At 58.8% G+C, this 20,797-nt stretch carries 23 protein-coding genes and 1 pseudogene; 12 read left to right on the forward strand and 12 right to left on the reverse strand.

From position 1 onward, the window contains the following. Window positions 1–14: 14 nt before the first annotated feature. From AC1MEW_RS04005 to AC1MEW_RS04040, 8 genes and pseudogenes are all read left to right on the forward strand, one after another. Entirely contained in the window at window positions 15–443 is a 429-nt protein-coding gene (locus AC1MEW_RS04005) for a hypothetical protein (RefSeq protein WP_322269981.1), read from the forward strand. Between the two features lie 20 nt (window positions 444–463). Further along, window positions 464–946 (forward strand): hypothetical protein, encoded by a 483-nt coding sequence (locus tag AC1MEW_RS04010; RefSeq protein ID WP_480425470.1) that lies wholly within the window; start codon window positions 464–466, stop codon window positions 944–946. A 3-nt stretch (window positions 947–949) separates the two neighbouring features. Beyond that, window positions 950–1,336, forward strand: a complete 387-nt coding sequence (locus AC1MEW_RS04015; RefSeq protein WP_201255098.1) for a hypothetical protein — start codon at window positions 950–952, stop codon at window positions 1,334–1,336. A gap of 67 nt (window positions 1,337–1,403) precedes the next feature. After that, complete coding sequence (locus tag AC1MEW_RS04020) at window positions 1,404–1,826, forward strand: hypothetical protein (RefSeq protein ID WP_480425472.1); 423 nt, start codon at window positions 1,404–1,406, stop codon at window positions 1,824–1,826. Between the two features lie 2 nt (window positions 1,827–1,828). Beyond that, window positions 1,829–2,905 carry a hypothetical protein gene (locus tag AC1MEW_RS04025; protein ID WP_480425474.1) on the forward strand — a complete coding sequence of 359 codons (1,077 nt, stop codon included), beginning with the start codon at window positions 1,829–1,831 and terminating at the stop codon, window positions 2,903–2,905. Between the two features lie 192 nt (window positions 2,906–3,097). Beyond that, window positions 3,098–3,475 (forward strand): helicase, encoded by a 378-nt coding sequence (locus AC1MEW_RS04030; RefSeq protein WP_480425476.1) that lies wholly within the window; start codon window positions 3,098–3,100, stop codon window positions 3,473–3,475. A gap of 94 nt (window positions 3,476–3,569) precedes the next feature. Beyond that, a complete protein-coding gene (locus AC1MEW_RS04035; RefSeq protein ID WP_201255101.1) occupies window positions 3,570–3,713 on the forward strand; it encodes a hypothetical protein in 144 nt (47 codons plus the stop codon). A 394-nt stretch (window positions 3,714–4,107) separates the two neighbouring features. Then, window positions 4,108–4,179 (forward strand): annotated as a pseudogene (locus tag AC1MEW_RS04040) (helicase); the annotation flags it as partial. 188 nt (window positions 4,180–4,367) lie between these two features. Here AC1MEW_RS04040 and AC1MEW_RS04045 read toward each other — a convergent pair. The 6 genes from AC1MEW_RS04045 to exbB form a co-directional block, all read right to left on the reverse strand. Then, a complete protein-coding gene (locus AC1MEW_RS04045; RefSeq protein WP_480425477.1) occupies window positions 4,368–5,768 on the reverse strand; it encodes an aminoacyl-tRNA deacylase and HDOD domain-containing protein in 1,401 nt (466 codons plus the stop codon). A gap of 79 nt (window positions 5,769–5,847) precedes the next feature. Further along, on the reverse strand, window positions 5,848–7,923 hold the full coding sequence (gene recG, locus AC1MEW_RS04050) for an ATP-dependent DNA helicase RecG (RefSeq protein WP_201198954.1): 2,076 nt from the start codon (window positions 7,921–7,923) through the stop codon (window positions 5,848–5,850). 9 nt (window positions 7,924–7,932) lie between these two features. Further along, window positions 7,933–8,862, reverse strand: coding sequence for a hydrogen peroxide-inducible genes activator (locus tag AC1MEW_RS04055; RefSeq protein ID WP_201198952.1), 930 nt, complete (start codon window positions 8,860–8,862; stop codon window positions 7,933–7,935). Window positions 8,863–9,140: 278 nt separating this feature from the next. Beyond that, window positions 9,141–9,890, reverse strand: coding sequence for a TonB family protein (locus AC1MEW_RS04060; protein ID WP_201198950.1), 750 nt, complete (start codon window positions 9,888–9,890; stop codon window positions 9,141–9,143). Continuing rightward, the gene (gene exbD / locus AC1MEW_RS04065; RefSeq protein WP_201190481.1) at window positions 9,887–10,315 is read right to left on the reverse strand and encodes a TonB system transport protein ExbD; all 429 of its coding nucleotides are present in this window, start codon (window positions 10,313–10,315) and stop codon (window positions 9,887–9,889) included. Before exbD ends, AC1MEW_RS04060 begins: the two co-directional genes overlap by 4 nt. Window positions 10,316–10,321: 6 nt before the next feature. Then, a complete protein-coding gene (exbB, locus tag AC1MEW_RS04070) occupies window positions 10,322–11,281 on the reverse strand; it encodes a tonB-system energizer ExbB (protein ID WP_480425480.1) in 960 nt (319 codons plus the stop codon). A 189-nt stretch (window positions 11,282–11,470) separates the two neighbouring features. On the opposite strand from exbB, the gene AC1MEW_RS04075 reads away from it, so the two are divergent. Continuing rightward, window positions 11,471–12,328 (forward strand): SDR family oxidoreductase, encoded by an 858-nt coding sequence (locus AC1MEW_RS04075; protein ID WP_480425482.1) that lies wholly within the window; start codon window positions 11,471–11,473, stop codon window positions 12,326–12,328. 139 nt (window positions 12,329–12,467) lie between these two features. On the opposite strand, the gene AC1MEW_RS04080 is transcribed toward AC1MEW_RS04075, so the two are convergent. From AC1MEW_RS04080 to AC1MEW_RS04105, 6 genes are all read right to left on the reverse strand, one after another. Continuing rightward, a complete protein-coding gene (locus tag AC1MEW_RS04080; RefSeq protein ID WP_322269971.1) occupies window positions 12,468–13,208 on the reverse strand; it encodes a putative periplasmic lipoprotein in 741 nt (246 codons plus the stop codon). Between the two features lie 56 nt (window positions 13,209–13,264). After that, window positions 13,265–13,645 (reverse strand): RidA family protein, encoded by a 381-nt coding sequence (locus AC1MEW_RS04085; RefSeq protein WP_003229509.1) that lies wholly within the window; start codon window positions 13,643–13,645, stop codon window positions 13,265–13,267. Window positions 13,646–13,669: 24 nt separating this feature from the next. Next, window positions 13,670–15,775, reverse strand: a complete 2,106-nt coding sequence (gene spoT, locus AC1MEW_RS04090; RefSeq protein ID WP_201198942.1) for a bifunctional GTP diphosphokinase/guanosine-3',5'-bis pyrophosphate 3'-pyrophosphohydrolase — start codon at window positions 15,773–15,775, stop codon at window positions 13,670–13,672. A 57-nt stretch (window positions 15,776–15,832) separates the two neighbouring features. Beyond that, a complete protein-coding gene (gene rpoZ / locus AC1MEW_RS04095) occupies window positions 15,833–16,096 on the reverse strand; it encodes a DNA-directed RNA polymerase subunit omega (RefSeq protein WP_007894670.1) in 264 nt (87 codons plus the stop codon). A gap of 167 nt (window positions 16,097–16,263) precedes the next feature. Continuing rightward, window positions 16,264–16,884 (reverse strand): guanylate kinase, encoded by a 621-nt coding sequence (gene gmk / locus AC1MEW_RS04100; protein WP_201198941.1) that lies wholly within the window; start codon window positions 16,882–16,884, stop codon window positions 16,264–16,266. A 12-nt stretch (window positions 16,885–16,896) separates the two neighbouring features. Beyond that, window positions 16,897–17,760 carry a YicC/YloC family endoribonuclease gene (locus tag AC1MEW_RS04105; protein ID WP_201198940.1) on the reverse strand — a complete coding sequence of 288 codons (864 nt, stop codon included), beginning with the start codon at window positions 17,758–17,760 and terminating at the stop codon, window positions 16,897–16,899. 270 nt (window positions 17,761–18,030) lie between these two features. On the opposite strand from AC1MEW_RS04105, the gene rph reads away from it, so the two are divergent. From rph to gltS, 3 genes are all read left to right on the forward strand, one after another. After that, on the forward strand, window positions 18,031–18,753 hold the full coding sequence (gene rph / locus AC1MEW_RS04110; protein ID WP_201190467.1) for a ribonuclease PH: 723 nt from the start codon (window positions 18,031–18,033) through the stop codon (window positions 18,751–18,753). Between the two features lie 28 nt (window positions 18,754–18,781). Beyond that, window positions 18,782–19,150, forward strand: coding sequence for a DUF4870 domain-containing protein (locus AC1MEW_RS04115; protein WP_201255320.1), 369 nt, complete (start codon window positions 18,782–18,784; stop codon window positions 19,148–19,150). A 398-nt stretch (window positions 19,151–19,548) separates the two neighbouring features. Then, window positions 19,549–20,757 (forward strand): sodium/glutamate symporter, encoded by a 1,209-nt coding sequence (gltS, locus tag AC1MEW_RS04120; RefSeq protein ID WP_201255319.1) that lies wholly within the window; start codon window positions 19,549–19,551, stop codon window positions 20,755–20,757. Window positions 20,758–20,797: the final 40 nt, after the last annotated feature.

The following is a 20,797-nucleotide window of genomic DNA, read 5'->3' on the forward strand; positions in this document are numbered from 1 at the left end:
TCAAAGGATTTGAAGTGAAGAAAATACTCTTGTTATTGATCGGTTTGATGCCATTGACGGCGCACTGCGAGGTGACGTCGGAGAATTTATGTTTTCAACTGGATCAAGACAGTCCGGTGAAGTTCGAGTTGCGAACCTATTACGACGCTTCAAATAAGTGGCAGGGAGGTTTTGTTAAGTACGCGTCGTCCGGTGTGCCGATTTCTTTGGTTTTAACCGATGACCAGGCTGAAGAGGTGAGCCCCGACAGACCTTGGCTGACTACTCAGACGTGGTCCGAGGTGTTGGACGGAAAGGTGACCGGCGAATATGAAATGGTGAGTCAGGGCGGGATGATTGTTTCGATGAACTACACGAAGAAGTCGAACGGTAAGGAGTACGGATTTCTTTTTAATCCGGCTATCGACTCATCTCCGGAAAACGGATGCCAATGGGAACAATGAATTCATTCAGGAGCTACAGCGTGAAAGGACTTTCGATGTTGATGGGCGGCCTCCTGACGATTGCAGCCACCCAGTGTTTCGCCGCTGACCCTGCGTTCAAAGACTTCTCCATCACCGATGTTTTTACCGGCCCAAACCACGCGTTAGTCCCGCAGGAAAACAGCAATCAATGGATGGATGAAGCGCGGTCACAAGCGCTGGCCGGTCAGGTCAATTTCGCTGGGCACTACGTGCTGCATAAGGTGGGCTGTGGCGGCAGCACGATGTGTGTCGAGTTGCTCGATGCGCAGACCGGAGACGTCGCAACAGGCCTGCCGAATGCCTATGACGGCAACTTGTTGGACCTGACGTACAAGCCCGACAGCAACTTGATCATCGTCTCTGGCATCACCTCCGATACCGAAGAAGACATGCAGGGCAAACCCCTGAAGAACCGCGACCTGGTTCGCTATTACGAGTTCGTGAGCAACGAATTTCGGCTGTTGAAAATCAAGGACGAGTAAACGATGCAGCGCTTTATCAGGTTTTTCCTGGGATCGATGTTGGGCGGCTTGCTGATCTTGCCTACTGCTTACGCCGATCAAACAACCGAAAACGAAGGAGGTTGCTACGGCTATCTGACCGACCTGGTCCGAAGCAGCAACTTCCCGTTTCTGTATGTCATCAAGGACAAGGTCAACTTGCTGATCGATGACGATGACGGGGAAAGTGTTAGCGCGCAGCTGTTTTACGACACCGACGGCAGCGGAGTCATCGGCTGGATCAAATACACCCCGGCCACCCAGTCATTACTCAATACCTCAGCGGAACTGGATGAGCCCGTGGCGCTGTCATTTGATAGCCGGTTTGCCGAAGGCTATTCGCATTGCCTGGCCAGACCCCATGCGGGTTAATGCTTGGAGGGGCCGTAATGGTGCGGCGCCAATTGCGAGTGCGTTAGTCAAAACCAGGGAGTTGTTCTTGAAAAAGTTATGGATGTTGTTGCTGCTAGCGTTCCCCTTGATCGCTCACAGCGAAGTGAAAACAGAGATCAACTGTTTCAAAGCTCGGGAAGGCAAGGACATAAAGTTTGAGTTCAGAACCTACTACGACCCGGCAGCCAAGTGGAGAGGGGCGGCGATCAAGTATTCGACGTCCAAAGAATCGATCCCACTGGCGCACAAAAGTACTGAGCATGAAGAACTGTCCAATGGCCGTCCCTATCAATACACCACCACGTGGGTGGAAGTAATTGGCGGGGCCGTCACGGGCGAGTACGTCATGGTCAGTCAGGGTGGGCGGATTGACGACATGTTCTACACAAACGCTAAAAGTAAGAAACGCTATGGGTTTGAGCATGACCCGTTGGTCGAGTCTTCTCCTGAGACGGGGTGTCAGTGGTGAGGATGTTTACAGTAGTTTGTAAGCTGAAGTTCTCGATTTGCTTGCTAGTGATCGGCTGTTCAAGTGCGGTTGCCGCGCCTCAAGTTCTGAAGGAGATGCCGGCCAGTTTATTGGGTGATGCATCGCGTCAAAAGGTGTTTGTGCTGACCGGCGATGCTGATGAGACCAACCACCGATTGTTGATATCACCGGAGCAAGGCGGCAGCGATAACATTCTGCTGGACACATCAACGGCATTGCCGTTGATCAAGAGCCAATATTCGTCGGCCATGAGCGATGTCTTCAGCGTCAACATAATCAACAACCCGGCGGGTGTGTTGAAGGTCGTCGACATGCAGGGTGACACCGTGTCGGTCAAGCAGTCTTCTGCCGAAGCCGGGAACGCCCTTGTGCTGGTCAGCAGCGAAGAAGATAACGCCGTTTATAACTTCAACCTGGTGTTTCGCTATAACAAAAGCTCCAGGCAGTTCGAGCTGAAAAATGTATTGCAGGTCGTCAACAACGAGTCCTGTGATCACTCAATTGTCAGTGTTCAAGAAGTACCCAAAAGCCTGGTCGGTGAAATGTCTTTAGCGTCTTTCGATGGACGCAAGGTGTTTGAGCAGTTGTCTGACTTGCGCATTAAATCTGCCGGTGACAACAAAAAACTGATGATGACTGACGTCGCGGAACAGCTCGACAAGGCACTGGCGCTGTATCGAAAAGGGCAGACCGAGGCCGTTTCGACGCTGATGGCGAATTTCCTGATGGATGGCGGTGAAGGCCACTGTTATCCGCACAGCTACATTGCGCAAAAGTATGACTTCCCTCAGATGCCCGGTTGGTCTAACGACTTGGGTTTTCTATTCGGTGAAACCGGTTATTACGAAGAGTCCATCGAGTTGTTGAACGCGGTGATTGCCCGGAATCCGACCCGAACCGTGGCCTATCTGAACCTCGCGGACAGTTACTGGGGTTTGAAAAACAGGGAGCTGGCGGCGCAGGCCTATAAGCAATACGCCTCGTTGATGAGCGACGCGGGCAAGGTGTCGAAGATTCCCGGGCGGGTGTTAGAGCGCAGTAATGGAGCGGTGGAATGATGGATGCAAGATCAAAAGATCGCAGCCTTCGGCAGCTCCTACAGGGGCGTGTTTTGTCAGACGATTAGCGTGACTTGGCAGTCATTGGTGTCAAAAAGCGTGACATCTTCTTCTAACGCAGCTCGATGATGTTGTTATCGAATTAAGCCGCTACACTCCGCCAGCCGTTCATTTTCCTTTGGGGCTTTGCGCATGAAATTTCGTTTTCTTCTGTGGATGCTGGGTTTGTTGATGGGTAAGGCCAGTCGGACCAATCCTGCATTTCAACAGCAGTTGGGTGACAAGGAATTGGTGTTTCAACTACAGACCCTGGACGGGAAAGTGGCGCGTCATTTCCTGGTGAAGGATCAGCGCATTACCAGCAAGTCCGGCGTGTATGCCGAGCCGGCGTTTGCGATTGCCTTTAAAGATGCGGCGTATGGCTTTGCCACGATGCAGGCGAAGAACAAGCAGTTGGCGTTTATGACGGGGATTCAGGACAAGTCGATTCAGATTAAGGGCAACCCGGCGCTGGTGATCTGGTTTCAGGGGTTGACCAAGTATTTGAAGCCGCGCAAACCCAAGCCCTGAATCTGCTGGAGCGACTGTGCCCAGCCTGATCATTGTTGGCGCGCTGCTTTCAGAGCGACAGGCTTAAATACAAAACCCCGCCAAAGCGGGGTTTATGAATCTGAGTGACTTCTACAGCATTTACGCCGTGACGTTGATGGTCGTGCCGACGGTTTGCCCACTGCCGTTCACCGTCGGTGAAGGCTCGGCTGAGGATGCGGTTGTGCTGCTGGCAGTGCTGCTTTGTGCTGCGCGGTGATGATGGTGCTTGTGGGTTGCCGTGGTATTGCTGGCGGTTGTACTGGAAGTCGGCGATTGCGTGGCTGTCTGGCTCGACGCAGTCGCGGCCTGAGTGGGCGCGGTGGTGGTGGTTGGAATCGAAGTTGAGATTGCACCAATAGACATTGTGACCCCCTGGATACTTAAAGAGACTGCACGAGTTGCGGCAAGGCAACGAGGAGCGCAGATCAGCATTTTTATTGTTGAATTATTCGACCATTAAAAGATGGGTCTACTGCGGGGCAACCCCGAAGTTGAACAAAGGTTAACACCGGCTTGCTGTCTGATTTGTCGGCGTAATGTCGGATCCGTGTATGGTTTCGAATACACGGTTCAGCGTCTTTTCAGCTAGTGGCTGCCGCGAGAATGCCGAGCCGGCGCTGGTGATCTGGTTCCAGGGGTTGACCAAGTATTTGAAGCCTAGGAAGGCTAAGCCTAAGGCTTGAGATCAGAAGGGGGTCAGGTACACCGCGTTGGGTGGATTGCGGCTGCTGCGCAGCCGAGCGGGAGCAAGCTCCCTCGCCACAGGGGTTGGTGGTGAGTCAGGTAGACCGAGGTGGATTCTTCGCGGGCAAGCCTCGCTCCTACAGGGATCGCATAAATCCTGTAGGAGCGAGGCTTGCCCGCGAAGCTTTTAGGCTTGGGTGAATTGCGAGGCGAGTTCGCGCAGCAGCACTTCAGCCTCAAGCACTTTGCTGACGACGTCGTTAGCCTTATCGCGAGTCAGGCCCACGCGCTCCAGAAGCGCATCCGGGATGTCCTCGTCCGGTCCGGAGCCAATCCCGCGACTGCGCAGCAAACGCACCGACAGGCACACCAGGTTGGGGTATTCGGCGTAGGCACCGTCGTAGCCCGGATCGTGCTGGAAGCGCAGCGCCGTGGCCAACTCATCCGGCATATCCCAGTAGCGCATCAGCCACGAGCCAATCTGTTCGCGGCTGATGCCCAGCAGATGTTGTTCAACATAGCTGTGGCACAGGTGCGGGTTGACCTCCAGGTGACGGCAGATCAGCGAGAAGTGCGGCGGGAAGACGTGGGCCAGCAGCAAGTAGCCGAAGTTGTGTAGCAAGCCCGCGAGGTAGGTCAGGCCGGCTTCCGGGCGCTGGGCGCGGGGCATGGCGCGGGTCAGGCCTTCGATGACGGCGGCGGTGTAGATCGATTGCTGCCAGTACGGCGTGGTGTGTTGCGGGTGGTCTTTGGGCAGGCTCAGGGTTTTGCCCAGGGCCAGGCCCAGCGCCAGGTTGATCACCAGGTCGAAACCCAGCACCCGGACGATGGCGTCTTCCACTGAACGAATCTTGCCCGGCGAGGCGTAGTACGGCGACGCCGCCCAGCTCACCACTTGCGCGGCCAGCGCCGGGTCGGTTTCGACGACGCCGGTGATATCGTCGATGGTGGCGTTGGGGTCGACCCGCAGCTTGATGATTTTTTGCGCCGTTTCAGCCAGCGGCGGAATCTCGATGGTCGCTTCCAGGCGTTGCTGGATGCGTCGCGCGGTGAACGCTTGAACGGCCTGGGTGATTTCCTCGCGGTCATCGTCAGGGCGGTCAAGGTTCGGGCGGATGCTGGTCAGGGCTTCGCCGAAGTTGGCGGCACTGGCTTTGGTCAGCATGGACTTGAAGGCTTCGCTGCTAATTTCCAGCAGTACGCCAGGCTCGCCCGAGTTGATCAGCAACGTCGGTTCGCGCAGTAGGCTTTCTTCGTAGAGGCACGGCGAACTGGTCAGCGCCGGCAGGCCGGGCAGCAGGCTCAGGCTGTGTTTGCCGAGCATTTTTTCCAGGCGTTCGGTCGAGACGGCGGTCAATCGGCGGCCAGTCAGTTCGGCGAGGCGATTGAGGTCCAGCAATTGGCTTTGCGGGAACAGCACCATGAGCGCGCCAACCGCATCATCGAGCAAAACGGCCTGCACTTTGCGCGCGGCGTTCAGGCCGTGATGGTCGAGAACTTCTTCGTAGGCGATGCCCAGCTTGCCGAGCAGCAGCCGAATTACAGACGGAGCGTGCGGGGGTTCTGGGGCGAGGGCAGCTTCGGTCATGGTGTGTATCCGCTTTTGAAACAATTGCAGGAGTATAACCAGCTTGCTCGGAACGATGGTCCAGAAACTGAGACGCTGCTCACACTTGGCCGTATTGCTGCCCATGACGTAGCCAGCGATCGAGCAACGGGCTGACATGATCCGGCCAGCGCTCCAGCAATGCCTGAGCCGCGTCACGTACGGCGGGCAGCAAGTCGGCATCGCGCATCAGGTCGGCGACCTTGAATTGAAGCAGACCGGTCTGGCGCGTGCCGAGCATTTCGCCGGGGCCGCGCAGTTCGAGGTCCTTTTCGGCGATGACAAAACCGTCGTTGGTTTCGCGCATGATGCCCAGGCGCTGACGACCGATCTGTGACAGCGGCGGATGGTAGAGCAGCACGCAATGGCTGGCGGCGCTGCCGCGACCCACGCGCCCGCGCAACTGGTGCAGTTGCGCCAGGCCGAGGCGCTCGGGGTTTTCGATGATCATCAGGCTGGCGTTGGGCACGTCGACGCCGACTTCGATCACCGTGGTGGCGACCAGCAGTTGCAAGTTGCCGGCCTTGAATTCGGCCATGACCGCGGCTTTCTCGGCGGGCTTCATGCGGCCGTGGATCAGCCCGACTTTCAGCTCGCCGAGGGCGGCAGTGAGGTCTTCGTAGGTGGTTTCGGCGGCCTGACAGGTCAGCTCTTCCGACTCTTCGATCAGCGTACAAACCCAGTAGGCCTGACGCCCTTCGGCACAGGCGCCGCGCACTCGCTCAATGACTTCGACGCGCCGGGTATCGGTGACCAGCACGGTGTTGACCGGGGTGCGGCCGGGTGGCAATTCGTCGAGGATCGAGGTGTCGAGGTCGGCGTAGGCGCTCATGGCCAGCGTCCGTGGAATCGGCGTGGCGGTCATGATCAGTTGGTGTGGACACATCCGCCCGCCAACGCCTTTCTGCCGCAATGCTAGACGCTGCTGGACGCCGAAGCGGTGTTGTTCGTCGATGATCGCCAGCGCGAGGTTCTTGAACTGCACTTCTTCCTGGAACAGCGCGTGGGTGCCGACCACCATTGGCGTGCCGCTGGCGATTTGTTCCAGTGCGGCGACGCGGTTCTTGCCCTTGAGCTTGCCGGCCAGCCAGGCGACTTCGATGCCCAGCGGTTCGAGCCAGCGCTTGAAGGTGATGAAGTGCTGCTCGGCGAGGATCTCGGTGGGCGCCATCAGCGCGACTTGATAGCCGGCCTCCAGCGCTTGCAGCGCGGCGAGGGCGGCGACCACGGTTTTACCGGCGCCTACGTCGCCCTGGATCAGCCGCAGCATCGGCTCGTGCTGACTGAGGTCGTAGGCGATTTCATTGCCGACCCGTTGCTGGGCGCCGGTCGGCGTGAAGCCGAGGTTGGCCAAGTACTTGGGCGGCAGCTTGGTGGCTTTCGGCATCGCCGGTGCGCGTAGGGAACGCATGCTTTCGCGCAGGCGCTGCTGGGACAGTTGATGCGTCAGCAGTTCTTCGAAGGCCAAACGGTGTTGGGCCCAGTGATGACCGAGCGCGAGTTCGTCGACGTCGGCATCGGCGGGCGGGTGGTGCAGGTAGCGGATCGCATCGGCCAGCGGCGCGAGTTGATAGTCCCGGGCCAATTCGGTCGGCAGCCAGTCGGGCAGGCTGCTCGGGCCGAGCAAAGTCAGGGTTTGCATGCACAGTTGGCGCAAACGCTGTTGGGTCAGGCCTTCGGTGAGCGGGTAAACCGGCGTCAGGGTTTCATCCACTGGCGGCGGCTCGTCGCCAGTGATGGCGCGGTATTCCGGATGGTAGATCTCCAGCCCGGACGCACCGGGCCGCGCTTCGCCGTAACAGCGAATTCGCGTGCCGCGCTTGAGGCCTTCTTTCTGGGCGTTGCTGAAATGGTAGAAGCGCAGGCTCAGACCGCCGGTGCCGTCCTGTATCCGTACCACCAGGCTGCGGCGGCGGCCCATGACCACGTCGGCGCCGCTGACGGTGCCTTCGATCACCGCGTCTTGCCCGGGTCGCAAGTGGCCAATCGGGACCACACGAGTGCGGTCCTGATAACGCAACGGCAGGTGAAACAGCACGTCCTGGAGATTTTCCAGGCCAACCTTGGCCAATTTCTCGGCCATGGCTTCGCCGACACCTTTGAGTGCCGTCACCGACACTTGCGACAACTCGGTCATGGCAGCGACTTAACCCGCAACCACCGGCGCAGCGGGCTTGGCCACCGAGCACAGGCGAATGGAGTCAGCGAGGATTTCAATCGCCTTCGGCCGCGGGAAGCTCGCGCGCCAGGCGATGGCCACGGTGCGGAACGGCACCGGTGGCGACAGTGGACGCACGGCGATCACGCCGGGGGCGTAATGGTGGCTGTCCACTGCCGACAGCGGCAGGATCGAGATGCCGAGGCCGGAGGCGACCATGTGGCGGATGGTTTCCAGGGAGCTGGATTCCACCGTGGTGTGCTTGGCGCCGTCGTTGCCTTTGCCGAGCGTCGGGCAGGCTTCCAGCACTTGATCGCGGAAGCAGTGGCCTTCGCCGAGCAGCAGCAGGCTCTTGTCGTTGAGCAGGCTGGCGTCGATGGTTTCTTTTTGGGTCCACGGGTGCTGGGCCGGCATCAGGACGTAGAACGGCTCGTCATAGAGTTGCAGGGTCAGCACGTCGGCTTCGTTGAACGGCAGGGCGATGATGATCGCGTCGAGCTCGCCGTTGCGCAGTTTGTCGCGCAGCACGTGGGTGAAGTTTTCTTCGATGTACAACGGCATCTGCGGGGCGACCCGGTGCAGTTGTGGAATCAGGTGCGGGAACAGGTACGGGCCGACGGTGTAGATCGCGCCGACTTTCAGCGGGGCGGTCAATTGGTTCTTGCCGGCCTGGGCCAGTTCGCGGATGCCTTGGGCTTGCTCCAGGACCTTTTGCGCCTGGGCCACGATGCCTTCACCGACCGGAGTCAGGCGCACGGCGCTCTTACTGCGCTCGAAAATCAGCACACCGAGTTCGTCTTCAAGCTTTTTCACGCCCACCGACAGGGTCGGCTGGCTGACGTGGCAACGCTCGGCCGCATGGCCGAAGTGCTGCTCTTGGGCGAGGGTAACGATGTAGCGTAATTCTGTAAGAGTCATAGCGAGCGTCCATGAAGTTGCGGGCCAAGCATACCGGCTGCAATCGATAGACGCACGTTATCAGACTGAGTGTGTTGAGTGACACAAGGCAATGCAGGTTTGCCGCTGGCGGATATGTAAAAGGCACCTTTCGGGTGCCTTTCACAAATATCCCTGCTGCCAGCGATCCCTTGTGGGAGCGGGCTTGCTCGCGAAGAGGCCATCACATCCAGCATCTTTGTTGGCTGATACACCGCGTTCGCGAGCAAGCCCGCTCCCACAGGGGGATTTGCGGTGACTTAACGCCGGCGTTTTTCCAGCGAGTAAACAAACGGTGCAACGATTTCGATAGAGCCGTTGTTCAGCATATCGGCCGGTGGCTTGGGCAGTGGTTGTGCGCGTTTGATCATTTCCAGGGTGGCCCGGTCCAGATCGGCGTTGCCAGAGCCGGTCACCAGTTCAAACGACAACACATTACCTTCGGCATCGACCACGAAGCGCAGGCGGTTCAACCCTTCCTTGCCCCGAGATTGCGCACTTGCCGGGTACTTCTTGTACTTGGCCAAGTGAGCCAGCAACGTGCCTTGCCAACTGGCCTTGGCGGCCTGCTGGGCGGGCGAAGGCCCCGGAGCTGGCTGCGCGGACTTCTCGGTCGGTGCCTGAGTCGGTTGCGCGTCGCTCGGTTTTGCCTCGGACGGTTTTTCCTTCGGCGGCTCCGGTTTTTTCTCCACAGGCTTGGGCGGTTGAGGCTTTGGCTTGGGTTTAACCGGTTTCGGCACGGCAATCTCGGCCTTCGGCACTTCAGCCAGTTTCGGTATCGGCAGCTCTTCTACCGGCGCCGGTGGCTGCGGTGGCGTGATGACCTTTGGCGGTGCGGGCGGTGGCGGGGCCGGAACCGGCGCCAACTCCACCATCATCGCCTGCGGTGGCAGCTCGATCGGTGGGCGTGCCGTCCAGTTCAACGCCAGCGCAATGGCCAGCGCATGGACGCCCAGCACCACGGCCAGGCTCCCGCCGTAACGCGTCAGCTTATGGCGCGTTGTGTTCATTTCTTGACTGCCGACTCGAGACCGACCAGACCCACCTTCAGGTAACCGGCAGAGCGCAGGTTGTCCATCACGCTCATCAGGTCGCCGTAGTCCACGCCTTTATCGGCCTGGAAGAAGATCGTCGTGTCTTTCTTGCCCTTGGTCCTGGCGTCGAGCGTGGCGCCGAGGGCTTCGGCTTTCACTTCGTCTTCGCCGAGGAACAGGCGTTGGTCAGCTTTTACGCTGAGGAACACCGGTTTCTCTGGCCGTGGCGCCGGTTTGGCGCTGGAGGCGGGCAGGTCGACCTTGATGTCCACCGTGGCCAACGGAGCGGCCACCATGAAGATGATCAACAGCACCAGCATCACGTCGATAAACGGCGTGACGTTGATTTCATGGTTCTCGGCCAGATCGTCGTCTGCGCCTTCTTTCAAATGCAGGCCCATGGCCGATTACCCCACTTTCACCATGTGCGGTTGCGAGCTGCTGCGCTCGGGCGGCAGGTGATCCAGGTCGCGGCTGACCAGCAGCAGGACTTCTGCCGACGCATCGGAAACCTGCGCCTTGTAACCGGCGATGGAGCGGGCGAAGACGTTGTAGATCACCACGGCAGGAATCGCCGCAACCAGACCCAGCGCAGTGGCCAGCAGGGCTTCGGCAATGCCGGGGGCTACAACGGCGAGGTTGGTGGTCTGGGTTTTGGCGATGCCGATGAAGCTGTTCATGATGCCCCATACGGTACCGAATAGGCCGACGAAGGGCGCGGTGGAGCCGATGGTGGCGAGTACGCCGGTGCCGCTGCTCATGTTGCGACCGCAGGCCGCAACCAGACGCTCAAGACGGAAGGCGACACGTTCCTTGATGCCTTCTTTCTCGCGGCTGTTGACCGACAGGCGCATTTCTTCGAGGGCATCGTGAACCAGCAGGTTGGCGAGGGTGCCTGCCTTGGTCGCCGAAGCGCTGGCTTCTTTAAGGGTGGCGGCTTTCTTCAGGTGGACGATTTCGGTCCGCAGACGACGCTTGGCGCCCATCAGCTCGAAGCCCTTGGCGATCCAGATGGTCCAGGTGATGATCGAGGCGATGGCCAGACCGATCATCACGATTTTCACGATAATATCGGCGTTCTGGTACATGCCCCATGGCGACAGGTCGTGGGCCATGCCCAGAGAGTTGTCGGGCTCGAGCACTTGCGGCGCGTCTTCAGCCGTGGTGTCAATGGCCGGAGTCGAGTCGGTTGCGGCCAGTGCGGCAGCAGGAGATGCGTGATCAGCAGTCGCGGCGGGAGTGGCGGGTGCTTGTGCATCAGCGAAAGCGGCGATCGGCGCCAGCATCAGGCTGAGCAGCAGGGCGGCCACAGCGCTCCAGGCGCGAGGTCGTTTGGTTGGCGAAGCGGGAAATAGATTGCGTGTCATGCTGGCCGGACCTGAGAGGAAAATAGGGTAAATGTTCTTCCAGGCCTCGTAAGGCCGAGAACAAAAGTGGCTGGCATTATTGCAATTAATTCTTGTTAACAAAAGTAATGGCTTCTCTTTTTTTCCTCCATTGCTAGCCGCTCGTCCTTTACGGGCGCTAGTCTGTACCTTTCCTGAGGGAGTGTTCTGATGTCCGCGCCATCTGTTTTGATCGCCGGCTGCGGTGATGTCGGCAGTCGTCTGGCCACACAATTGCTGGGTTTTGGGTGGGAGGTTCACGGATTGCGGCGTGACATCTCACGTCTGCCCGAAGGGGTGATTGGTGTTGCCGGCAACTTGTTCAATAAAGACTGTCCAGAGACCTGGCCAATCGGTGCGGTGGATTACCTGGTGTATTGCGCGGCGGCTACCGATCACGATGAAGCCGGGTACCGCGCCGCCTATGTCCAGGGCTTGCAGTATGTACTTGAGTGGCTGAACGACTACGGGCAGGTACCTAAACGCTTGCTGTTTGTCTCCAGTAGCAGTGTCTACGGTCAGGAGGGTGGCGAGTGGGTCGATGAAACCTCGCCGACGGCGGCCGGTGGTTTTTCGGGGCGACTGATGCTGGAGGCCGAGCAGGTGGCGCTCGGCAGTGGCATCCCGGCGAGCATCGTGCGTTTGACCGGGATCTACGGCCCTGGCCGCGAAAGGTTGCTGACCCAAGTGCGCGGCGGTTATCGCGTAGTGACTGATCCACCGCTGTACGGCAACCGCATTCACGCCGACGACGCGGCCGGGTTGATGGCGTTTCTACTTGAAGCGGATCATCGTGATGTGGCGTTGGATGACGTCTACATCGGCGTCGATGATGCGCCGGCGCCGTTGGCCGAAGTGGTGGGCTGGTTGCGGGAGTACCTGGGTGTGACCGAATGGGCCGAAGACGCGAGCGTGCGCCGCACTGGCAGCAAGCGCTGCAGCAATGCCCGGGCGAAAGCGTTGGGCTGGGTGCCGAAGTACCCAAGTTATCGCGAAGGGTATGCAGCGATTCTCGAAGGCCGTTGCTGACTTCCGGTCACCCGAAAACAAATGTGGGAGCGAGCTTGCTCGCGATGAGGCCCTAACATCCAACATCATCGTTGATTGTTATGCCGCCATCGCGAGCAAGCTCGCTCCCACAGGGGATCTTCTTGTAGTTAGATCCTTATTACTGCTTCTCGAGCAACCACTGCCGCTGGCCCGGCGTGAACGAAGGCATTTCATCCGCTCCGGCCGTGTTCACGGCCTGGAAAATTTCCAGCTCTTTACCCTTGCGCGCAAAGATCCAGGTGTTGCCCTGGCCGTTCAGTTGCAGCCACATGTTGTCATTGCCGCCGCTCATCGAAGCGCAATCACCTGCCAGGCACAGGGCATAACGGTCCGCGCCCGACAAACCGGCCACTTGCCCGTCGGCCTCGAATTGCACGGCGTTGCCTTCACCCGGGCCGCTGATGACTTTCCAGCTACCGCCCATGTACGAAGAATACAGTGCACGCTCGAAGCTGGCGCCAATCGGCGCGCCTTCCGGTACCGGGATCAGCGCGCGATCGAAGACCTGCGCCGGTTCGTTGTCGTTGGCGGCCTGGCTCAGTTGCTTGCCGTCACGTTTCAGCTCGCTGGCAGAGCTGCCATAGAAGTCGACTTTCCAGGCGCCGGACTTGTCGCCCAGCAGCTTGCCTTCGACGTTTTCAAAACCGTTGGTGTAGCGGGCCTGACCGGCCTTGGTGTTGACGTCCCATTCCAGATTCGGGCCGTAAGCCTGCAACGCTTCGCGCAGGGGGCCGCCCTTGGAGGCAGCATCGATGGCCACCTGGTTGATCCAGGTGCCGCTGATGTCGCGGTCGGCAGGATTGCTGGCGCAGCCGCCGAGAAAAACGGCGAGCAGGGAGAAGGCAAGCGCTTTGCGCATGGTGGAATCCTTTCAAAACGAAGTCGGCGCAACCTGTTGGGGCTGCGCCGGATGTATTACTCGATGACCAGAATGGCGTCCATTTCTACCTGCGAACCCTTTGGCAGGGCTGCAACGCCGATGGCGGCGCGGGCAGGGTACGGCTGGTCAAAGTACTTGCCCATGATCTCGTTGACCTTGGCGAAGTGGCTCAGGTCGGTGAGGAAGATGTTCAGTTTGACGATGTCTTTGAACGAGCCGCCAGCAGCTTCAGCCACGGCTTTCAGGTTCTCGAACACCTGGACGGTCTGGGCTTCGAAGCCTTCGACCAGTTCCATGGTTTTTGGGTCCAGCGGAATCTGGCCCGACATGTAGACGGTATTGCCAGCCTTGATCGCCTGGGAATAAGTACCGATGGCGGCCGGGGCCTTGTCGCTGGTGATAACTGTTTTGGTCATGAATGACTCCTTGTAATAGTGGGCTTAGGCACGCATGCGGGTGATGCGAATCACCCCGGTCAAGGCGCGCAGTTTCTTGATCACGCGGGCCAGGTGCACACGGTCGTGCACGCTGACCACCAGTTGGACCACGCTGATGCGACCATCGCGCTCATCCATGCTGATTTTTTCGATATTGCCGTCGGCCGCGTTGACGCTGCTGGCCAGCAGGGCGATCAGGCCGCGCTGATGTTCCAGTTCGACGCGCAGTTCGACGTTGAATTCGCCGGTGACATCCTTGGCCCACGAGAGCTGGATGCATTTTTCCGGGTTGTGGCGGATTTCGCTGATATTGCGGCAGTTGTCCAGGTGCACAACCATGCCTTTGCCGGCGGACAGGTGCCCGACAATCGGGTCGCCCGGGATCGGCGTGCAGCACTTGGCGTAGCTGAGTACCAGGCCTTCGGTGCCGCGAATTGCCAGCGGACCTTCCGCGCTCGGCAGTTGTTCGCCTTCGCCCAGCAGGCGGCGGGCGACCACATAGGCCATGCGATTGCCCAGGCCGATGTCTTCGAGCAGATCTTCGATCAGTTCCAGGCGGTACTCGATGAGCATCGCCTTGACGCGTTCGGCCGGGACTTTTTCCAGCGTGCTGTCGAAACCGTTGAGCACTTTGTTCAGCAGGCGTTCGCCGAGGCTGATGGATTCGGAGCGGCGCTGCAGTTTCAGCGCATGGCGGATGTGGGTCCGCGCCTTGCCGGTGACGACAAAGTTGAGCCACGCCGGGTTCGGCCGTGCGCCAGGAGCGCTGACGATCTCGACCGTGGAGCCGCTTTGCAGCGGTTCGGACAGCGGCGCGAGACGACGGTTGATCCGGCAGGCGATGCAACTGTTGCCGACGTCGGTATGCACCGCGTAAGCGAAGTCGACCGCCGTGGAGCCTTTGGGCAGCTCCATGATCCGGCCTTTTGGCGTGAACACGTAGACCTCGTCCGGGAACAGGTCGATCTTCACGCTTTCGATGAATTCCAGCGAGTTGCCGGCGCGTTGCTGCATTTCCAGCACGCCTTTGACCCACTGGCGGGCGCGGGCGTGGGTGCCTTTTGGCTGCTCGTCGCCGCTGGATTTGTACAGCCAGTGGGCGGCGATGCCGTTGTTGGCCATCTCTTCCATTTCACGGGTGCGGATCTGGATCTCGATCGGTACACCGTGCATGCCGAACAGTGTGGTGTGCAGCGACTGATAGCCGTTGGCCTTGGGGATCGCGATGTAATCCTTGAAGCGCCCCGGCAACGGTTTGTACAAATTGTGCACAGCACCCAGTACGCGGTAGCAGGTATCGACCTTGTCGACGATGATCCGGAACGCATAGACGTCCATGATCTCGTTGAAGGCCCGACGCTTGCCGCGCATTTTTTTGTAGATGCCGTAGAGGTGTTTCTGGCGTCCGCTGACCTCGCCCTGGATTTCATCAATCGCCAGGCAGTGGCTCAGGGACTCTTCGATCTTGTTGACGATTTCCTTGCGGTTGCCCCGGGCGCGTTTGACCGCCTGGTAGATCCGCGCGGAACGCATCGGGTGCATGGCCTTGAAGCCGAGGTCTTCGAACTCTATGCGGATGGCGTGCATGCCCAGCCGGTTGGCGATGGGCGCATAGATTTCCAGGGTTTCCTTGGCGATGCGTCGGCGTTTTTCGCCGGACAGCACTTCCAGCGTGCGCATGTTGTGCAGGCGGTCGGCCAGCTTGACCAGGATCACGCGAATGTCGCGCGCCATGGCCATGGCCATTTTCTGGAAGTTTTCGGCCTGGGCTTCAGCCTTGGTCTCGAAGTTCATCTGGGTCAGTTTGCTGACCCCGTCGACCAGTTCGGCCACGGTTTCGCCGAACTGCGCTTGCAGCGCTTCCTTGGCAATGCCGGTGTCTTCGATCACGTCATGCAGCATGGCCGCCATCAAACTCTGATGGTCCATATGCATGTCGGCAAGAATATTCGCCACCGCAAGAGGATGCGTGACGTACGCCTCGCCGCTGCGGCGGCGTTGGCCGTCGTGGGCTTGTTCGGCGTAGAAATACGCTCGGCGGACCAGGTTGACCTGGTCATTGCCGAGGTAGGTCGATAAGCGATCGGCGAGGGCGTCTATGCTCGGCATGATGACTCCTGCCGTTCGCTGTGACCCCGCGCCGTGCTACGTCGACCAGGCATAGGCTTAGACGGCCTCGTTGGACTCGTCCTCGAACGCTGCGAACAGCGGTTCGTCTTCGACGATTTCAGCATTGGCGATGAACTCGTAGCTCATCAGGCCTTCAGCGATTTCACGCAGCGCTACAACGGTAGGCTTGTCGTTTTCCCACTGAACCAGTGGCTCTTTGCCGCCGGTGGCCAGTTGACGGGCACGTTTGGTGGACAGCATGACCAGCTCAAAACGGTTTTCCACGTGGTTCAGGCAGTCTTCAACGGTTACGCGGGCCATGGTATTCCTCGGAGCGAATGCAATATGCGCGCTGCCCGGTTGGGCGAGCGGACTCAACAGTTTAAAAAATCACCAGCGATTAGGGAAGCGCTGATTTTTTGACCAAGCCCTTCAACGCGCTGCAAGTGCCAATGTAAAGCCCTTGCAGCGGTTTTGGGAAGAGCTGTTTAGCCGAGCAATTCGGCCAAAAGTTTTCCGTGGCGCTGCTGCTGACGCTTTTGATGCAGCTGATTGGCACGGAAAATCGCCTTCAGATCGTGAAGTGCATGGGCGAAATCGTCATTGATGATCAGGTAGTCGTAGTCGACGTAGTGGCTCATCTCGCTGACAGCTTCACGCATCCGGCCATCAATGATTTCGTCGCTGTCCTGGCCGCGATTGGTCAGGCGCTGGTGCAAGGCCTGCAGGGACGGCGGCAGAATGAAGATCGAGCGGGCCTGGGGCATCAACTTGCGTACTTGCTCGGCGCCTTGCCAGTCGATTTCCAGAATCAGGTCGTGGCCTGCGTCCAGGGTCTGCTGCAGGTGGCTTTGCGACGTGCCGTAGAGGTTGCCGAACACTTCGGCGCGCTCGAGGAAGTCGCCATGCTCGCCCATCTTCACGAACGCTTCGCGCGAGACGAAGTGATAGTTCACGCCGTTCACTTCACCGGGGCGCATGGCGCGGGTGGTGTGGGAGACCGAGACACGGATCTCCTCATCAGCGTCGGTCAGGGCCTTGACCAGGCTGCTCTTGCCCGCGCCCGAAGGGGCAGAAATGATGTACAGGGTGCCAGTGCTGTGGGTCATGTCGGGGTAGCCTTACTCAATATTCTGCACTTGTTCGCGCATCTGCTCGATCAACACTTTGAGGTTGACCGCTGCCGTCGTGCTGCGCGGGTCGAAGGCTTTGGAGCCCAGTGTGTTGGCTTCGCGGTTGAGCTCTTGCATCAGGAAGTCCAGGCGCCGGCCGGCAGCGCCGCCGGACTTGAGTACCCGGCGAACTTCGATGATATGAGTGCTCAGGCGATCCAGTTCTTCGGCGACGTCGCTCTTTTGAGCGAGCATGACCATTTCCTGTTCCAGGCGCTGCGGGTCCATCTCGGCTTTCATGTCGGCGAAGCGGTCGAGGACTTTCTGGCGCTGGGTTGCGAGCATCTGCGGGACCAGTTCACGCAGGGTCACGACGTCTTCTTCAATGGACGTCAGACGCTCATTGATCAACCGTGCCAGCTCGGAACCTTCACGCTCGCGGCCGGCCTTGAGCTCTTTCAGGCCTTGGGTGAACAGCGCCAGTGCCTCGGCGTTCAGGGCTTGCGGGTCAGCGGCATCGCCCACCAGCACGCCGGGCCAGGCCAGGACTTCCAGCGGATTCAGCGCGGCCGGGTTCTTGATCAGGCTGGCGATGGTCTCGGCGGCGGCGACCAGTTGCGAGGCGCGCTCGCGGTCGACTTGCAGGGTTTTGCCGGTGCTTTCTTCAGTGAAGCGCAGGGTGCATTCCAGTTTGCCTCGAGACAAGCCTTGACGCAGGGCTTCGCGGACGGCGCCTTCGAGGTCGCGAAACGATTCCGGCAGACGCAGGTGCGGTTCCAGGTAGCGGCTGTTGACCGAGCGCAGCTCCCAGCTCAGGGTGCCTTGGACGCCGGCTTTTTCGACGCGGGCGAAGGCGGTCATGCTGTGCACCATGGAGGTACCTCGCAATGCAGGCCGGCGCGAAACCCTTGGGCTTCGCGGGCCTGATATCAATGAATTAAAGCCGACTGGCAGCAAGGCGCAGGATTGTAGCGCAGTGGGGCGGATGCGCCCAAACACACGGTGTGACAAATGGACTACAGGCCGTCGGTTAAGTGCTTTTCACGGCCTTCAGCTGTCGGCTGGATTTTTTAGACGTGCCCAGGCGCGGCCAGCGGCTCTATAATGCTCGGCAGTTTTCCGTCCCCCGTACAGGTATCCCCTATGAAACGTCCAAGTGGTCGCGCTGCCGATCAGCTCCGCTCGATCCGCATTACCCGCAACTACACCAAACACGCCGAGGGATCTGTACTGGTCGAATTCGGTGATACCAAAGTCATCTGCACCGTCAGCGTCGAGAACGGCGTGCCGCGTTTCCTCAAGGGGCAGGGCCAAGGTTGGTTGACCGCTGAATACGGCATGCTGCCGCGCGCCACCGGCGAGCGTAACCAGCGTGAAGCGAGCCGCGGCAAGCAAGGCGGCCGCACCCTGGAAATCCAGCGTCTGATCGGTCGTTCCCTGCGCGCGGCGCTGGACATGTCCAAGCTGGGCGATGTCACCCTGTACGTCGATTGCGACGTGATCCAGGCTGACGGTGGCACCCGTACTGCATCGATCACCGGCGCAATGGTTGCATTGGTTGATGCCTTGAAAGTGATCAAGAAGCGCGGCGGCCTGAAAGGCGGCGACCCGCTCAAGCAAATGATCGCTGCCGTTTCGGTAGGCATGTATCAGGGCGAGCCTGTGCTTGACCTCGACTACCCGGAAGATTCGGCTGCCGAGACCGACCTGAACGTCGTGATGACCAGCACTGGCGGCTTCATCGAAGTCCAGGGTACTGCTGAAGGCGCGCCGTTCCAGCCGGAAGAGCTGACGGCGATGCTGGAACTGGCCAAGAAAGGCATGAACGAAATCTTCGAATTGCAGAAAGCTGCTCTGGCTGACTGATCGGACTGTTCCACGCAAGGAGGACGCCATGAGTGACGAGCAACTGCCGCTGCCCAAGCCGAGCCAAGAGGTTCGTCAATGGGCTATGTTTTGTCACTTGTCCGCCTTGCTGGGGATCTGGATTCCGTTCGGCACGCTGATTGGTCCACTGATTCTCTGGCAGATGAAGCGCGAGAGTGACCCGTTCATTGATGCGCAGGGCAAGGAGGCGCTGAATTTTCAGATCACCGTCGCCATTGCCGCGACCATCTCGTTCTTTTTGATGTTGGTGGTCATCGGGTTCTTCCTGCTTGGCCTGATCGCCATCGGCGGGTTGGTGCTGACGATCATCGCGGGTGTAAAAGCCAATGACGGCGTGCCTTATCGGTATCCGTTCACCTGGCGGGTAATCAAGTAACGATCAATACAGAACCCCTGTGGTCGCGGGCAAGCCTGCTCCCACATTGGACGCTTTAAATCAAATGCCCTGACTTGTCGGGGCATTTGTATTTTTGCCGTTCAATTAATATCTGTGGCGTATAGAACGTGTGATAAGCGCGCCACGCTTCTTTATCAACTATCACTCTTACATCTTTAGTCACAACTGCAATGCCTCCTCATCGGCTGAGTCCTTGGCAATGAGACTTTGCGGTTGATAGAGTTGCCCCACGTTATATTCACTCAGTAATATTTCGACATATTCAAGCCATCGAAGGTCCTTGAATTTCAAGCAATCAGTGTTGAGACACTCAGCCGGTTCAAAGGCGTACGTAGGTAAGACGTTCGCCTTTGAATATATAGCCAAGAATAATCCCAATGATTCAGCTCGATTTTTATGGAACGCTTGTGGCCGCCTCCTTAGTGCTTTTGCTGGGGCGCGGACTTGTTACACGTGTTGGTTTTCTACGTAATTACAATATTCCGGAACCCGTCGCCGGCGGCCTGTTGGTTGCCCTGACTCTCTTGGTATTGCGAACTTTTGATATTGAAGTCCGCTTTGATACTTCATTACAGACGCCGTTGATGTTGGCTTTTTTTGCCACTATCGGTTTGAGTGCGGACTTCGCCAGCCTGAAGAAGGGCGGTCGCGTAGTGGGCGTTTTTCTGCTGGCAGTGGTTGGACTTCTGATACTCCAAAATGCCATGGGCATCGGCCTCGCAAAAATGCTTGGACTCGATCCTTTGATGGGGCTGCTGACCGGCTCGATTACGTTGGCGGGCGGTCACGGTACAGGCGCTGCGTGGGGGACGGTGTTCAGTGAGAAGTATGGTCTGGCTTCTGCCTCAGAACTTGCGATTGCCTCTGCGACGTTTGGCCTGGTGTTGGGAGGCTTGATAGGTGGTCCGGTCGCTCGCCTGCTGATCAAGCGTGTTCAAGTCCCCGGCTGCCACCCTCAGGAAACGCCACGGTTGCCAAAGGGTTTTGAGCAGCCGAACAAAGAGCGCTCGATTACGCCATTTTCGTTTATCGAGACACTCGCTCTGATTGCCGTCAGCCTATTAGCCGGCAATCTTCTGAATGGCTTGCTGCAAGGCACTGCACTTGAGTTGCCGACGTTCGTGTGCGTCTTGTTCGTGGGTGTGGTTTTGCGCAACGGGCTTTCAGCGTTGGGCTTGTATCAGGTATTCGAGCGTGAAGTTTCCGTGCTGGGGAATGTCAGCTTGTCGCTGTTTCTGGCGATTGCCTTGATGTCGCTCAAACTCTGGGATCTGGCGGCACTGGCCTTGCCGATCTTCATCATTCTGGCTGCGCAAACGTTGGTCATGGCGTTGTTTGCGATTTTCGTGACCTTCAGAATCATGGGCAGTAACTACGATGCGGCGGTGTTGGCGGCAGGGCACTGCGGTTTTGGGCTTGGTGCCACACCCACGGCCATCGCTAACATGCAGGCGGTGACGCAGCGCTACGGGCCTTCGCAGATAGCGTTTCTCGTGGTGCCCATGGTGGGTGCGTTCTTCATCGACATCATTAATGTCATCGTGATCAAGCTGTACCTTGCACTGCCGTTTTTTGCCGTTGCCTGAGGTTTGGGTCATATCCACAGGCGTATAAAAAATGCCCGTA

This window comes from Pseudomonas sp. ASL4 (assembly GCF_056680395.1).